This is a genomic window from Mesorhizobium sp. P2_F7, from assembly GCF_056403695.1.
The window spans coordinates 164,651-178,045 of the sequence record NZ_JBFUFA010000008.1; the positions used below are offsets into that span (position 1 = coordinate 164,651).

Sequence of the window (13,395 nt, forward strand, 5' to 3'; positions counted from 1 at the left end):
CGCGGCCGTGCGGAGTTGGGTCCGAGCAGCGAAATAGTTCAGGACCGCTGTCGTTTTTCGGCAGGCTTATTCGTCTTCATGTCAGGGGGCGGAAGAAATTCGCCCAGGCAAGGACACGGAGACGATGACGATCACCATCACAGCCTTTGAACGATCGCCCGATGGCGGCAAGGGACTGGCGCGCGATACGCGCGTCCGCTGGGCGCTGGAAGAGGTGGGGCAGCCTTACGAGGTTCGTCTCGTTTCCTTCGCAAAGATGAAGGCGCCTGAGCATCTGGCCATCCATCCCTTCGGCCAGATCCCCACCTATGAGGACGGTTCCCTATCGCTGTTCGAGACCGGCTCGATCGTCTTTCATCTTGCCGAACAGCATGCGGGCCTGCTGCCCAGGGATCGCGACGCGCGAGCGCGTGCGATCACGTGGATGTTTGCCGCCCTCAACACCGTCGAGCCGCCGATCCTCGACCTGACGACGGCAAGAATATTCGAAGTCGACAAGCCTTGGAGCGAGGCGCGCTTGCCGCTGGTAAAGGACCGTGTTCGCGCTCGGCTGGACCCGCTCTCGGCTCACCTGGGCGCCGCCGACTGGCTCGATGGTGCGTTCAGCGCCGGCGATTTGTTGATGGTGTCGGTGCTGCTGCGCCTGAGAATGTCCGGCATTCTGGACGAATATCAAAACCTGGCAGCCTATGTCGCGCGCGGGGAAGCCCGGCCCGCTTATGCCAGGGCATTCGCCGCGCAATTTGCGGTTAACGCCGCATCGACCGGCTGAGATCACCACACGCTCGGGACCAAGGTCCTCGCTATTGTGCTTGCTCGCCAACCGGGCCGGGCGCCGGGATTTCCACCAGCGGCGCCGGCACATCGGTGGTCTTCTCCGCCGCCTTGCAGATATCGGCGATGACGCAGGCCGGGCAATCCGGCTTGCGCGCCTTGCAGACATAGCGGCCATGCAGGATCAGCCAGTGATGCGCATGGCGCATGTATTCGTCCGGGATGATCCTGAGCAGTCCCTGCTCGACCTGTTCCGGCGTCTTGCCCGGCGCCAGGCCAAGCCGGTTGCCGATGCGGAAAATGTGGGTGTCGACCGCCATCGTATGCTGGCCGAACGCCATGTTGAGCACGACATTGGCCGTCTTGCGTCCGACCCCCGGCAGCTTGACCAGCTCATCACGTTCGCCAGGCACCTCGCCGCCATAGTCGCGGATCAGCGCCTCCGACAGCGCAATCACGTTCTTGGCTTTGTTGCGCCAAAGCCCGATTGTTCGGATGTATTCGCCGACCCTTGCCTCGCCCAGCGCCAGCATTTTTTCAGGTGTGTCGGCGGCCTTGAACAGCGCCCGCGTCGCCTTGTTGACGCCGGCGTCGGTCGCCTGCGCCGACAGCACCACCGCTACGAGCAGCGTGAAGGCGTTGACGTGTTCGAGCTCGCCCTTCGGCTCCGGCCGCTGCACCGAAAACCGCCGGAAGATCTCATGCACTTCGGCCGCGCTGTAGAGCGAGCGGGCTCGTGCCGGCCGCGGTCGCAGCATCGCGTTCGAGCCGTCGCGCCGCCCGGGCGGCAGTTCATTTTTGGGTAGGGAAGAATCTTTGGACTTGGGGCTCGCCATTTCCCTCCTATAATATCCCGCCATGAGCGACACAAACGCCTCGTTTCAGGCTGATGAGCCCTTCTTCCACGCATTGCTGACCCCACACCGGTCGCTGGGCAGGACGGGCTTCCTGATCCTGATGGGCGCGCTGCTGTTCGGCTGGGTGGTGACCGGAGCGTTCTTCCTGTCGCGCGGCGCCTGGCCGGTGTTCGGCTTCTTCGGCCTCGACGTGATTGCCGTCTACATCGCCTTCCGCGCCAATTACCGCGCCGCCCGCGCCCGCGAGGAAGTGTCGGTGTCGCGCACAAGCCTCGACATCCGCAAGACCGCACCATCCGGAAAATCGGAAGCGCATCGCTTCAACCCGTTCTGGGCGCGCTTTTCCGTCGCCCGCCACGCCGAGATCGGCATCACCAGAATGGCAGTGGAAGGCGAAGGCCAGAACGTGCCGATCGGTGGCTTTCTCGATCCTGATTCCCGCGAAAGTTTTGCCACCGCCTTTTCGCGGGCGCTGGCAACCGCCAAGGCGCGCTGAGCCGGCGCCTCAGAAACGGAAGCGCAGGATCCTGCCGACCTTGCGCAGAGCGGGAATGTTTCTCCAGAGCCCGATGAACAGTTTCGCGGACCAGCCCATGCCGGTGGTCCGTTCAGCGCTATAGGCCGAGATATCATCGACGAAGCGCAGCTTCGGAACGGCGCGCTCCAGTTCGTGCGGGTCGTCGATCGCCCAGTGGACCTCGGCGCCCGTCGCCCTGATGGTCGGGTTGAGGCGCAGCAGTTTCAGGCCGAAACGGCTGTAGGCGTCGAACATCAGCTCGCCCCCGGAGAGATGCGAGACAAGGCGCGACAACAACCGTGGCCCCTCCTCTTCAGGGAGATAGGGCGTCAGCCCCTCCATCACCACGACTGCCGGGCGGTTGCGGGGCACTTGCGCCAGCCAGTCCGGTTCAGTGACCGATGACGCCACGAGATGATGATTGTCCCGGGACGGGTAGAGCTTGCGCCTGAGTTCGATGACGTCAGGAAAATCGACATCGAACCACTCGACGCCGTCGGGCGGATCGACGCGAAAAATGCGCGTATCGAGCCCGCAGCCGAGATGCAGCACGATGGCGCCGGGATTTCTGGCGACAAAATCCTGGACGCGGACGTCGTACGTTTTCGCCCGGATCGCCAGACCGATGCCAAGATTGCTGTCGACCTTCAGCCGTGAGAAATCATAGTCGATGGCGCGCACCGCCTCATCGGCAAAACGGTCTTTGAGCAGCGAATACGGCAGCCGGCTTTCCAGCGCTTTACCATAGAGCGTCATCAGCAAGGTCTCCCTTGCCCCGCTCAGGGTTACCTTTTCGCCGGCCATCGGCATCTCCTGGCTCGCAATCCAGTCTCTATTTGGGAACGGGCGGCGACAAGGCAAGTTTCGGGTGGTTGCAAAGGGCGGAAAGAACGATATTCGCGGTCAAGGAGATATTGCCATGAACGCCCAGATGACCATGAATACGCAGATGAAACCGACGGCGATCCTGCAGAACGACATCACCCCGGAAGGCAGCGACTACGAGGTCGTGCGCCGCGCCATCGAGAAGATCAGCCTCGACTATCGCGACCAGCCCTCGCTGGAAGCCTTGGCCGCCGATGTCGGCGAGACGCCGACCGGCTTACAAAAGCTGTTCACCCGCTGGGCCGGCCTGTCGCCAAAAGCCTTCCTGCAGGCGGTCACGCTCGACCATGCGCGCAAGCTGCTCGATTCCGGTATGCCGCTGCTTGAAACATCGTTCGAGCTCGGCATGTCCGGCCCCGGCCGGCTGCACGATCTGTTCGTCACCCATGAAGCGATGTCGCCAGGCGATTACAAGACGCGCGGCGCCGGGCTCACCATCCGCTATGGCTACCACATCTCGCCCTTCGGCATTGCGCTCATCATGGTCACCGACCGCGGCCTTGCCGGGCTCGCCTTCAACGATCCGGGCGGCGAGCGGGCGGCCTTCGCCGACATGTCGGGCCGTTGGCCGAACGCGACCTATGTCGAGGATATGAGCGCTACCCAGCCCTATGCCGCGCGCATCTTCGATCCGACGCTGTGGCGCGCCGACCAGCCGCTGCGCGTGGTGATGATCGGCACCGACTTCCAGCTGCGCGTCTGGGACGCCCTGCTGCGCATCCCGATGGGCAGGGCCTGCACCTATTCCTCGATCGCAGCCCAGATCGGCGCGCCGAAGGCCAGTCGGGCGGTGGGCGCGGCGGTTGGCGCTAACCCGATGTCCTTCGTCGTGCCCTGCCACCGGGCGCTCGGCAAATCCGGTGCGCTCACCGGCTACCATTGGGGTCTGACCCGCAAGCGTGCGATCCTTGGCTGGGAAGCGGGCCAGACCGCATCCTGAGACGGTCCGCACCAAGCAACACCGGCGAAACCCTTCGCCGGTGTTTTTGCGTCTCGCCCTAGGCGATCGGCAAAGCCACTCGCAATTTGCGCAAAACATCCGCATGGTCTGGCAAGCTGCCGGCTTACGGGTTAGCGTCCGGCACATTCTGCTGGAGGCATTTTCTTGATTATCGTTATCGGCTCGATCAACCTCGACCTCATCGCCAATGTCGACCGCTTGCCCTCGCCGGGTGAAACGGTTCGCGGCTCAGGCTTCACCACCGCGCCCGGCGGCAAGGGCGCCAACCAGGCGCTGGCCGCGGCGCGCGCCGGCGCCAAGGTGCGCATGGTCGGTGCCGTCGGCAAGGACAACTTCGCCACCGAGGCGCAGGCGCTGCTTGTGGCCGGCATGGTCGATCTCTCCGGTGTCGGCCAGAGCTTCGCCTCCACCGGCACGGCGCTGATCCTGGTCGGCGCCGACGGCGAGAACGTCATCGCCGTGGTGCCGGGCGCCAATGACTCGGTACTGCCCGGCGATCTTGCCAAGGCGTTCCTTGCCAAAGGCGATGTTGTCCTGCTGCAACACGAAATCCCGCTGCAGACGGTCGATGCCGCGCTTGACGCCGCGCGCGCTGCCGGCGCCATCACCGTGCTCAACACCGCGCCCTTCCGCGGCGAGGCGGCGGCGTTTCTCGGCAAGGCCGATTACGCCGTCGCCAACGAAACCGAATTCGACCTTTACGGCGAGGCGTTGTCGCTGAAGGGCCGCGACCGCCCGGCGCGCATGCGCGACTTCGCCGGCAAGACCGGCCGCACCATCGTCGTCACGCTCGGCGGCGATGGCGTGCTGGCTGCGACGCCGGACGATTTCCTGACCGTGCCGGCGCTGAAGATCACCCCGGTCGACACAGTCGGCGCCGGCGACACGTTTTGCGGCTATCTTGCGGCCGGGCTGGCGTCCAACCTGCCGCTCGAACAGGCTCTCACCCGTGCCGCAGCCGCCGGTTCGCTCGCCTGCCTGAAGCCCGGCGCCCAGCCGGCGATCCCGCTGGCCGCGGATGTCGATGCTGCCCTGCGCAGCAACGCCGGTTGACAGAAATGCGCCCAACGACAAAACACGCCGTGCCGCCGGCCGGCGACATCTGCCGGATGTCCGCCGTCGATCTTGCCGAGGCGATCAAGAGCCGCCGTCTGTCTGTGCGCGAGGTGGTGACCGCCTTCCTCGACCGCATCGACGCGGTGAACCCGCTGGTCAACGCCATCGTGTCGTTGCGCGAGCGCGCCGACATTTTGCGCGAGGCCGACGAGGCTGACGCGCATCTGGCGCAAGGAAAGCCGGCCGGCACCCTGTTCGGCCTGCCGATGGCGATAAAGGACCTCGCCATGACGCGCGGCTTGAGGACCAGTTCCGGCTCGCCGATCTTCGCCGATTTCGTGCCGCAGGAAGACGATTTCTTCGTCGAGCGCATCCGCAAGGCCGGCGCCATCATCATCGGCAAAACCAACGTTCCCGAATTCGGGCTGGGGTCCAACACCTATAACAACGTGTTCGGCCCGACGTTGAACGCCTTCGATCCGGCGCTCACCGCCGGCGGCTCGAGCGGCGGCGCTGCGGTTGCGCTTGCGCTGGACATGGTGCCTGTCGCCGATGGCAGTGATTTCGGCGGTTCGCTGCGCAATCCGGCCGCCTGGAACAATGTCTATGGCTTCCGCCCATCGCAGGGCCTTGTCCCCGGCGGACCGGACGTCGAGGTCTTCCATGCCCAGATGGGCGTGGACGGGCCGATGGGCCGCAGCGTACGTGACATGGCGCTGCTGCTCGATGTACAGGCGGGCTACCACCCGCAGGCGCCACTGTCATTGGACAAGCCTGGCTCGTTCCTCGAAGGGCTGGCCACGCCGGCAAGCGGCGGCCGCATCGGCTGGCTTGGCGATCTCGGCGGCCACCTGCCGGTTGAAGCCGGCATCCTCCATCTGTGTGAATCCGCACTCGGCCGCTTCGCCGAGGCATCCTTCGTGAGCGAGCCCTTGCTGCCGGATGTCGATGTCGAGGCGCTGTGGCAAGCCTTTGTGACGCTGCGCCAGTCGACCAGCGGATCTGCGCTCAAAATCCACTATGACGACCCGCACAAGCGCGCCCTGCTGAAGCCGGAAGCCGTCTGGGAGGTAGAGAACGCCATGCGGCTGACGGCGCCGCAGATCCGCGCGGCATCGGTTATCCGCACCTCCTGGCACCGCACGCTGCTGTCGCTGTTCGAGCGCTTCGATCTCATCGCGCTGCCGACGGCGCAGGTCTTTCCTTTCGACGTCGGAACGCACTGGCCGCATGAGGTCGCCGGACGCGCCATGGACAGCTATCACCGCTGGATGCAGGTTTCCGCCTTCGCCACGCTCGGCGGCTGTCCGGCGCTCAACGTGCCGGTCGGCTTCGACGCCAGCGGCCGGCCGATGGGCATGCAGCTGATAGGCCGGCCGCGCGGCGATCTTGCGGTGCTCAGGGCCGGAGCCGTCTATGAGGCAACGCTGCCGTGGCAAGCAGGCGCATAGATACCGATACCTTCGGTCCGAATTGAAATCCTGGATCCGCCTGTCGCTCCCTCAAGGTTGTTGTATAATTCCGACGTGGCAGAGGGGAAGGCCAGCCCCACACGGGGCAACAGAGGGTAATGCTGACCGCGCCCAGGGTCTTGGGCACCGGGTGAGAAAAGGGCAGCTCACTCCTTGCCTCTGCCACCATTCTTGATTGGCTCTCCTCTCCAAGCCGGCTTGCACCGGCCTTGCTGTCGTGCATGATCAGGCCCTGACGCGCCCGTGCGAGGCGCATTCTGCCTGAGGAAATCCCCATGTCGCTGGAACTCTACGCCGCCTATGTCCTTGCCTGCATCGTCATCATCCTGGTGCCCGGCCCGACCGTCACGCTGATCATCGCCAACAGCATCCGCCACGGCGCACGCGCCGGGCTTGCCAATGTCGCCGGCACGCAGGCCGGCCTTGCCGTGATGATCGCCATCGTCGGCATCGGCCTCAACACGCTGATATCGGGCATGGGCCACTGGTTCGAATGGGTGCGCCTGATCGGCGCCGCCTATCTGATCTGGATGGGCGTGCAGATGTTTCGCTCCAAAGGCACGCTGAATGCCGACGGCACGGCGAGGAAGCCGCGCGGCGGCTTTTTCCTGCAAGGCCTGCTGGTGGCGCTGAGCAACCCGAAGACGCTGGTGTTCTTCGGCGCCTTCTTCCCGCAGTTCATCGCCCCGCAGGGCAATTACACGCTGCAGATCGTGGTCATGGGCTTCACCGCCATGATCTTCGCCGCCGTCTCGGATTCAACCTACGCGCTCGCCGCCAGCCGCGCCGGGCGCCTGCTCTCGGCCAGCCGCATCAAGCTGATGTCCAGAATCAGCGGCAGTTTTTTGGTCGGCGGCGGCCTGTGGCTGGCGTTCTCAAAGGCGAAGTAACAACCTCGGATGGGCGTTCTCAATGGCAAATGAGGGCTGATTGACAGTCAGCCTTCACGCCACCACATGAATCCGCATTGGGGGGTTCATGTCGATGTCTTGGACTTACGCTGACATAAAAAGGGACGCGCCCGGCGTGGTCCTGATCGTCGCCATGTTCGCGGTGATGGTTCCTTCGGCTGTCTACAGATGGACGAATGATGCGAGCCCTATCCGGTCGGTCGAGCCAATCGACGCAATAGTCAAAAGCGCCCATTCGGACGATGGCCGCACCCTCTATCTGGTTTCCCTCGAAAACGGATCGTCCATTCTTGTCGATGACGATCGACCGCATCTGATCGGCGCGCCGGCAAACATGGAGCGTGTCACACGCGAAAATAGCGTCGTCTTTTATCGATTTGCAGAGTGAACGGCGACGCGTCATGGCCAATGCTCGGCATTCCCTTGCCTGGATAACCCTGCAGGAGAACCTCAGGGGCATCCTCATCACCATCCTCGTCGTGGGCGTCTGCGCCCTTGCAATTGGCATCCCGATTGCAAGGCAAAGCAGCCCCATAGTCAACGTGGAACGCCTGGCCGGTACTGTGATCAACGTTCTCAACACGACTCCGGATCCCGAAAGCTCGGCCGGCAGAGGGTTCATCTATTTGTATGGTATCCGCCTCGACGAAAATGACCGCCTGGTGTTCGTCTATGGCGACGCAACAGCGCCGCGAGCCATCGGCTCCAAGGTTTCGATCGAGCGACAGCATCGCCGCAACGACACTGAAACCTATCGCCTGCTCCGCGAATAGGCAGCCAGACATCGCCCGGAAGCGCTACGCCTCCGGGCGATGAGGTGCATCAAGGCATGGGTTTTACAGCCGCGCCAACCGCTCCACCAGCAGCGCGAAGAAGGCGTCATGGTCGATGTCGCGCATCACCATGGCGTTCTTCGGCCGCTTGGTCACGCCCCACCAGTCGATCACGGTCATGCCCATGGTGAGCTCGGAAGCCGTTTCGACGGTGACGTTGCAGTTGCGGCCCTTGAACAGCTCCGGCTTCAAGAGATAGGCGATGACGCACGGGTCGTGCAGCGGCCCGCCATCGGTGCCGTATTTCTCCTCGTCGAAGCGCTCGAAGAATTCCAGCATCTCGGCCGTCGCGGTGCCGACCTTGGTGCCGAGCTGGCGGATGGCTTGCGTGCGCTTGGCCGTGGTCAACGCTTTGTGGGTGACGTCGAGCGGCATCATGACGATCGGAATGCCGGATTTGAACACCAGGTCAGCGGCCTGCGGGTCGACATAGATGTTGAACTCGGCGGTCGGCGTGACATTGCCGCCTTCGAAGAAACCGCCGCCCATCAGCACGATTTCCTTGATGCGCGGTGCGATCTTCGGTTCGCGGATCAGCGCCAGTGCGACATTGGTGAGCGGGCCGAGCGCGCACAGCGTGATGGTGCCGGCCTCCTCCTTCATCAGCGTTTCGACGATGAAATCGACCGCATACTGGTGCTGCAGCTTCATCTTCGGGTCGGGCAGTTGCGGGCCGTTGAGGCCGGTCTTGCCATGCACTTCCTCGGCGGTGACCAGTTCGCGCGCCAGCGGACGGATGGCGCCGGCATAGACCTTGATGTCGGGCCGGCCGGCCAGTTCGCAGATTTTTCTGGCGTTCTTCTCGGTCAATTTCAGCGGCACGTTGCCGGCAACAGCGGAGATGCCGACGATCTCCAGTTCGGCGCTGCCGAGCGCCAGCAATATGGCGACGGCATCGTCCTGGCCGGGATCCGTGTCGATGATGATCTTGCGGGTTTGGGGCATTTCATTTCCTTATGCGGGGGAGTCTTTTTGGCGGGGGTTTTAGACGGCTTGAACTTGGCCGCGGCGCGGACCATATCAAGACCATCGGGAAAAATGCCATCCGGGTTTTTCCAGTTTATGTCGCTCCAAAGAGGACAGTGTAACATGAGCCGAATGACGCCCTTCTCCAGCCCGCTTCTCCTGGGTTTTGATGCCATGGAAAAGACCCTGGAACGATTGGCGAAATCCGGTGACAGCTATCCTCCCTACAACATCGAGCGCCTCAGCGGTGCCGACGGCAAGGCCGAAAGGCTGCGCATTACGCTCGCTGTGGCGGGATTCGCCGAAAGCGATCTCGATGTCACCACTGAGGAAAACCAGCTGGTCGTGCGCGGCCGTCAGACCGACGATACCGAGCGCGAATTCCTCCACCGCGGCATCGCCGCGCGCCAGTTCCAGCGCTGTTTCGTGCTGGCCGACGGCATGCGGGTGATCGCAGCGGAACTGAAGAACGGCCTTTTGTCGATTGATCTCGATCGGCCGGAGTCCGAACGGCTGGTACGGAAAATAAACATATCGGTGAAAGACTGATCTTTACCGATGGCTCTCATGCGGGATGGCCCCACGCCCTTGGACAAGGGCGGCGTCTCGCGCCAAGGAGGCTTGAAATGACCAGAACTGACGAAACCATCACCATGACCAGCGGCGAATTCGCCCATCTCGGCGAAGGCTCGGTCGCTTACCTCCGCAAGGTCTCGAGCGACGAACTGCTCGGCCGCTTCCCCAATCTCGGCGAAATCGCGCCCGGAATGGTGCTATGGGCCCTGTTTGCCGCCAATGGCCAGCCGATCCTGCTTTCGGATGCGAAAGACCGGGCTTTGGCCGGCGCCATGGAAAACGACCTGACCACCGTCGCCATTCACTAAGGCGATTGTCAGGATCGGAAATGCAAAGGGCCGCCTTTGGCGGCCCCTGGAAGGCTTAATCCAACAGAACTTCAGGCGGCGTGCGAAGCCTGCGTGTCCGACAGCAGGGCGTGGATGGCGACCGCGTCGCGCGTGCCCCTGATCTTGGCCACCGTATCGGCGTCGCGCAGAACCCTCGCGATGCGCGACAGCGCCTTGAGGTGATCGGCGCCGGCGCCTTCCGGGGCCAGCAGCAGAAACACCAGATCGACCGGCTGGTCGTCCAGCGCCTCGAAATCGACCGGCGTCTCCAGCCGGGCAAAGACGCCGGCGATGCGCTTCACCCCGGCGAGCTTGCCATGCGGAATGGCGATGCCGTTGCCGACGCCGGTGGAGCCCAGCCGCTCGCGCTGCAGGATGGTGTCGAACACTTCGCGCTCCGGAATGCCGGAAATCGCCGCCGCTCTCTCGGACAGCAATTGCAGAAGCTGCTTTTTGGAGTTCGCCTTCAACGCCGGCATGATCGCCGGAACGTTGATAAGATCGCTCAGATCCATGCTTGAAAATCCCTTATTCGCCTGCCGTCGCCAGTCCTCGCCCCTCGCGCGGCTGGCAATTATCCTTGTGCGACTTTGGTCGTGGACGGGTCGATCCAGCCGATATTTCCGTCCGGCCGCCGATAGACGATGTTGAGGTGGTCGTTTCCGGCGTTGCGGAAGACGAAGACCGGGCTCTCCTTGGTGTCGAGCTCGATGACTGCCGACGCCACCGACATGGTCTGCAGCGTCATGGTTGATTCGGCGACGATGGCCGGGGCGAAATCCTCCGGAAACTCCTCGTCGTCGTCGGCTAGCGGCGCCATCACCGTATAGGCGATGTCGGTGATTTCGCCGTTGCCATTGCCTGAATTGTGCGATTTCAGCCGACGCTTGTAGCGCCGAAGCCGGGTTTCGAGGCGATCCGCCGCCGCCTCGAAGGCAAGCGTGGGATCCTGGGCGTCGCCGGTCGCCTGCAGCGAAGCGCCGGAATCCAGCCTGATCATGCAATCGGCCGAATAGCGCGACCCTGATTTGATGACCGTGACATGCCCTGAAAAACCGCGATCGAAATATTTGCCGATCGCTTCGCCGACACGATCGGTGATGCGCGTACGAAACGCATCGCCGATATCCATGTGCTTTCCCGATATGCGCAGCTTCATCTGAAAACTGACCTTCCTTGCTCAGGCTTCAAACTGGCCAGAGTTTATACTCGTGGTCCGTGCGCACAAGCTTTGCGGCGTCAACTCGCGCCGATTTTAGATCCGAACTTTCCGGTTGATCACAATCCGCCTTCTTGGCCGTCCCGTGGCCTTCATCGTGACGGACCATCCGCATGCGGGCGCAAGCCCGTCTCATGCGGGCGGGCTTCTAGACACTTCATTGCAGCTTGTCAATGAAGCTCTAAACTCGTGGAAATCCAGCCGTAGCAAATGCCCCTTCCGGGCAAGCAAAACCAGAGCAATTCCAGGAAAAGTGTGGGCGGTTTTTCCATCCGGAATTGCGCAAAAACAAAGAGATAGAGTGGTTCGTCGGTTCCACGAAACGGCGAACCGCTCTAGCGCCCGGCACTGGCCAGAGCGCGTTTCTCACGCCGCCTCTGCACCGAGGAGGGAATGTTCATGCCCTCGCGGTATTTGGCCACGGTGCGCCTGGCAATATCGACGCCGCTTTCCTTCAACATGTCGACGATGGCGTCATCGGACAGCACGTCGGCGGGCTTTTCCTCGTCGATCAGCTGCTTGATGCGGTCGCGCACCGCCTCCGAGGAATGTGCATCGCCACCGCCCGACGCCGCGATCGAGGCGGTGAAGAAATAGCGCAGCTCGAACACGCCACGCGGCGTCAGCATGTATTTGTTGGCCGTCACCCGGCTGACGGTCGATTCGTGCATGCCGATGGCGTCGGCCACCGTGCGCAGGTTGAGCGGCCGCAGGTGGCGTACGCCATGGATCAGAAAAGCGTCCTGCTGGCGCACGATTTCCGACGCCACTTTCAGGATCGTCTTTGCCCGCTGGTCGAGGCTGCGCGTCAGCCAATTGGCGTTCTGCAGGCATTCGGCCAAAAAATCCTTCTCCGCCTGGTTCTTGGCCTGTGGCGAAACCTGGGCGAAATAGATGTGGTCGACCAGCACGCGCGGCAGCGTCTCTGCATTGAGCTCGACCGTCCAGCTGCCATCATTGGCGGCGCGGACTTCGACATCGGCAACGATGGCGTCGCTGGTGCCGCCCGAAAACGCCGTGCCCGGGCGCGGGTCGAGCGCGCGGATTTCGGCCAGCATGTCGAGGAGATCCTCCTCGTCGACCCCGCACAGCCGCTTCAGCGTCTGGAAATCGCGCCGCGCCAGAAGTTCGAGGTTGCCGATCAGCGTCTTCATCGCCGGATCGAGGCGATCGCGCACGGCAAGCTGCAGCGACAGGCACTCGGCAAGGTCGCGCGCAAACAGGCCGACCGGCTCGAATGTCTGGCAGACCGCCAGCACCTTGGCCACCATGGCCTGATCGCCGCCGAGCCGTTTTGCAATGTCAGCCAGGTCGGCGCGCAGATAGCCTGCCTCGTCCAGGCCATCGGCCAGTTCGCCGGCGATCAGCCTTGCGGCCGGATCGGCAAAGGCAAGCGCGATCTGCTCGCCGACATGCTGGCGCAGCGTGATGGCGGCGGCAGCCATGTCTCCGACGTCGAAGCCTTCGGACGAGCCGGACGAACCATTGCCGGTGGCCGACTTCCACTGCGCCGTCAGGTCGGGACCGAGCCGCTCGCTGGTGCCGGGATCGTCGGGAAACAGGTTTTCCAGCGAGCTGTCGAGCTTGTCCGAGATCGCCTCGGCGCTCCAGGCCGTCTCGCTCTCGAACCAGTCGCCATCGGCGGCTGGCTCAGGCGCTGCATCGCTCTTCTGCACCTGGTCGCTTGCGGCGTCATCCTGGGGCTCGGCGCGCTCCAGCAACGGATTGCGCTCGATCTCGTCGTCGATGAAGTGGTCGAGCTCGATGTGGGTGAGCTGCAGCAGCCTGATCGACTGCATCAGTTGCGGCGTCATCACCAGCGACTGGGATTGTCGTAGCTGTAATTTCGCCGCCAGCGCCATGGTTCGGTTTCAAACGCCCTTCTGCACCCGCAAGCCTACATATCAGAAGCTGCCGGAAAATGAATTTTTCCGACCCTCCATAGAAACTGGCCCGGCTTTTGCTTGTCAAGGCGAATGCTGGCAAAAGGCTCCTGCCGGAGCATTATCTCACGCAAAATCGGAGAAAAAGAGCGGCAA

The 13,395-nt window shown here is 63.2% G+C and carries 16 protein-coding genes; 10 read left to right on the forward strand and 6 right to left on the reverse strand.

The genetic code is table 11. The features are described from left to right. Nucleotides 1-124: 124 nt before the first annotated feature. A complete protein-coding gene (locus AC1DZ8_RS24100) occupies nt 125-772 on the forward strand; it encodes a glutathione S-transferase family protein (RefSeq protein WP_477305231.1) in 648 nt (215 codons plus the stop codon). Between the two features lie 31 nt (nt 773-803). On the opposite strand, the gene nth is transcribed toward AC1DZ8_RS24100, so the two are convergent. Beyond that, nucleotides 804-1,610, reverse strand: coding sequence for an endonuclease III (gene nth, locus AC1DZ8_RS24105; RefSeq protein WP_477305229.1), 807 nt, complete (start codon nt 1,608-1,610; stop codon nt 804-806). Between the two features lie 22 nt (nt 1,611-1,632). On the opposite strand from nth, the gene AC1DZ8_RS24110 reads away from it, so the two are divergent. Further along, nucleotides 1,633-2,127, forward strand: a complete 495-nt coding sequence (locus AC1DZ8_RS24110) for a DUF2244 domain-containing protein (RefSeq protein WP_477305227.1) — start codon at nt 1,633-1,635, stop codon at nt 2,125-2,127. Between the two features lie 9 nt (nt 2,128-2,136). Here the strand turns inward: AC1DZ8_RS24110 and AC1DZ8_RS24115 are convergent, their stop codons facing one another. After that, entirely contained in the window at nt 2,137-2,952 is an 816-nt protein-coding gene (locus AC1DZ8_RS24115; RefSeq protein WP_477305225.1) for a class I SAM-dependent methyltransferase, read from the reverse strand. A gap of 115 nt (nt 2,953-3,067) precedes the next feature. Between AC1DZ8_RS24115 and AC1DZ8_RS24120 the strand changes: the two genes are divergently transcribed. The 6 genes from AC1DZ8_RS24120 (at nt 3,068) to AC1DZ8_RS24145 (ending at nt 8,206) form a co-directional block, all read left to right on the forward strand. Then, nucleotides 3,068-3,973 (forward strand): methylated-DNA--[protein]-cysteine S-methyltransferase, encoded by a 906-nt coding sequence (locus AC1DZ8_RS24120; protein WP_477305223.1) that lies wholly within the window; start codon nt 3,068-3,070, stop codon nt 3,971-3,973. A 165-nt stretch (nt 3,974-4,138) separates the two neighbouring features. Further along, entirely contained in the window at nt 4,139-5,047 is a 909-nt protein-coding gene (locus AC1DZ8_RS24125) for a ribokinase (protein ID WP_477305221.1), read from the forward strand. A gap of 5 nt (nt 5,048-5,052) precedes the next feature. Then, the gene (locus AC1DZ8_RS24130) at nt 5,053-6,501 is read left to right on the forward strand and encodes an amidase (protein ID WP_477305219.1); all 1,449 of its coding nucleotides are present in this window, start codon (nt 5,053-5,055) and stop codon (nt 6,499-6,501) included. Nucleotides 6,502-6,797: 296 nt separating this feature from the next. Continuing rightward, complete coding sequence (locus AC1DZ8_RS24135) at nt 6,798-7,412, forward strand: LysE family translocator (protein WP_477305217.1); 615 nt, start codon at nt 6,798-6,800, stop codon at nt 7,410-7,412. Nucleotides 7,413-7,548: 136 nt separating this feature from the next. Continuing rightward, nucleotides 7,549-7,821 (forward strand): hypothetical protein, encoded by a 273-nt coding sequence (locus tag AC1DZ8_RS24140; RefSeq protein ID WP_477305215.1) that lies wholly within the window; start codon nt 7,549-7,551, stop codon nt 7,819-7,821. Between the two features lie 13 nt (nt 7,822-7,834). Then, nucleotides 7,835-8,206: a hypothetical protein gene (locus AC1DZ8_RS24145; protein WP_477305213.1), complete on the forward strand. Its 372-nt coding sequence runs from the start codon at nt 7,835-7,837 to the stop codon at nt 8,204-8,206. A gap of 63 nt (nt 8,207-8,269) precedes the next feature. On the opposite strand, the gene AC1DZ8_RS24150 is transcribed toward AC1DZ8_RS24145, so the two are convergent. Next, complete coding sequence (locus AC1DZ8_RS24150; protein WP_477305211.1) at nt 8,270-9,211, reverse strand: nucleoside hydrolase; 942 nt, start codon at nt 9,209-9,211, stop codon at nt 8,270-8,272. A 144-nt stretch (nt 9,212-9,355) separates the two neighbouring features. Here AC1DZ8_RS24150 and AC1DZ8_RS24155 point away from each other — a divergent pair, with 144 nt between their 5' ends. Beyond that, nucleotides 9,356-9,781: an Hsp20 family protein gene (locus AC1DZ8_RS24155; protein ID WP_013893014.1), complete on the forward strand. Its 426-nt coding sequence runs from the start codon at nt 9,356-9,358 to the stop codon at nt 9,779-9,781. A gap of 77 nt (nt 9,782-9,858) precedes the next feature. Then, entirely contained in the window at nt 9,859-10,116 is a 258-nt protein-coding gene (locus tag AC1DZ8_RS24160; RefSeq protein ID WP_023683072.1) for a BQ00720 family protein, read from the forward strand. A gap of 71 nt (nt 10,117-10,187) precedes the next feature. Here AC1DZ8_RS24160 and ptsN read toward each other — a convergent pair whose 3' ends face one another. From ptsN to rpoN, 3 genes are all read right to left on the reverse strand, one after another. Beyond that, the gene (gene ptsN / locus AC1DZ8_RS24165; protein WP_006200387.1) at nt 10,188-10,652 is read right to left on the reverse strand and encodes a PTS IIA-like nitrogen regulatory protein PtsN; all 465 of its coding nucleotides are present in this window, start codon (nt 10,650-10,652) and stop codon (nt 10,188-10,190) included. A gap of 59 nt (nt 10,653-10,711) precedes the next feature. Continuing rightward, nucleotides 10,712-11,296 carry a ribosome hibernation-promoting factor, HPF/YfiA family gene (gene hpf / locus AC1DZ8_RS24170; protein WP_477287710.1) on the reverse strand — a complete coding sequence of 195 codons (585 nt, stop codon included), beginning with the start codon at nt 11,294-11,296 and terminating at the stop codon, nt 10,712-10,714. Nucleotides 11,297-11,691: 395 nt separating this feature from the next. Continuing rightward, a complete protein-coding gene (rpoN, locus tag AC1DZ8_RS24175; RefSeq protein ID WP_477305206.1) occupies nt 11,692-13,218 on the reverse strand; it encodes an RNA polymerase factor sigma-54 in 1,527 nt (508 codons plus the stop codon). Nucleotides 13,219-13,395: the final 177 nt, after the last annotated feature.

What these genes read in the sequence shown, in the direction of transcription:
- AC1DZ8_RS24135 (WP_477305217.1), top strand. Translation starts at nt 6,798, where the DNA reads ATGTCGCTGGAACTCTACGCCGCCTATGTCCTTGCCTGCATCGTCATC.
- AC1DZ8_RS24150 (WP_477305211.1), bottom strand. Translation starts at nt 9,211, where the DNA reads ATGCCCCAAACCCGCAAGATCATCATCGACACGGATCCCGGCCAGGAC.
- AC1DZ8_RS24130 (WP_477305219.1), top strand. Translation starts at nt 5,053, where the DNA reads ATGCGCCCAACGACAAAACACGCCGTGCCGCCGGCCGGCGACATCTGC.
- AC1DZ8_RS24110 (WP_477305227.1), top strand. Translation starts at nt 1,633, where the DNA reads ATGAGCGACACAAACGCCTCGTTTCAGGCTGATGAGCCCTTCTTCCAC.
- AC1DZ8_RS24160 (WP_023683072.1), top strand. Translation starts at nt 9,859, where the DNA reads ATGACCAGAACTGACGAAACCATCACCATGACCAGCGGCGAATTCGCC.
- AC1DZ8_RS24120 (WP_477305223.1), top strand. Translation starts at nt 3,068, where the DNA reads ATGAACGCCCAGATGACCATGAATACGCAGATGAAACCGACGGCGATC.
- AC1DZ8_RS24100 (WP_477305231.1), top strand. Translation starts at nt 125, where the DNA reads ATGACGATCACCATCACAGCCTTTGAACGATCGCCCGATGGCGGCAAG.
- hpf (WP_477287710.1), bottom strand. Translation starts at nt 11,296, where the DNA reads ATGAAGCTGCGCATATCGGGAAAGCACATGGATATCGGCGATGCGTTT.
- nth (WP_477305229.1), bottom strand. Translation starts at nt 1,610, where the DNA reads ATGGCGAGCCCCAAGTCCAAAGATTCTTCCCTACCCAAAAATGAACTG.
- AC1DZ8_RS24155 (WP_013893014.1), top strand. Translation starts at nt 9,356, where the DNA reads ATGAGCCGAATGACGCCCTTCTCCAGCCCGCTTCTCCTGGGTTTTGAT.
- AC1DZ8_RS24115 (WP_477305225.1), bottom strand. Translation starts at nt 2,952, where the DNA reads ATGGCCGGCGAAAAGGTAACCCTGAGCGGGGCAAGGGAGACCTTGCTG.
- AC1DZ8_RS24145 (WP_477305213.1), top strand. Translation starts at nt 7,835, where the DNA reads ATGGCCAATGCTCGGCATTCCCTTGCCTGGATAACCCTGCAGGAGAAC.
- ptsN (WP_006200387.1), bottom strand. Translation starts at nt 10,652, where the DNA reads ATGGATCTGAGCGATCTTATCAACGTTCCGGCGATCATGCCGGCGTTG.
- rpoN (WP_477305206.1), bottom strand. Translation starts at nt 13,218, where the DNA reads ATGGCGCTGGCGGCGAAATTACAGCTACGACAATCCCAGTCGCTGGTG.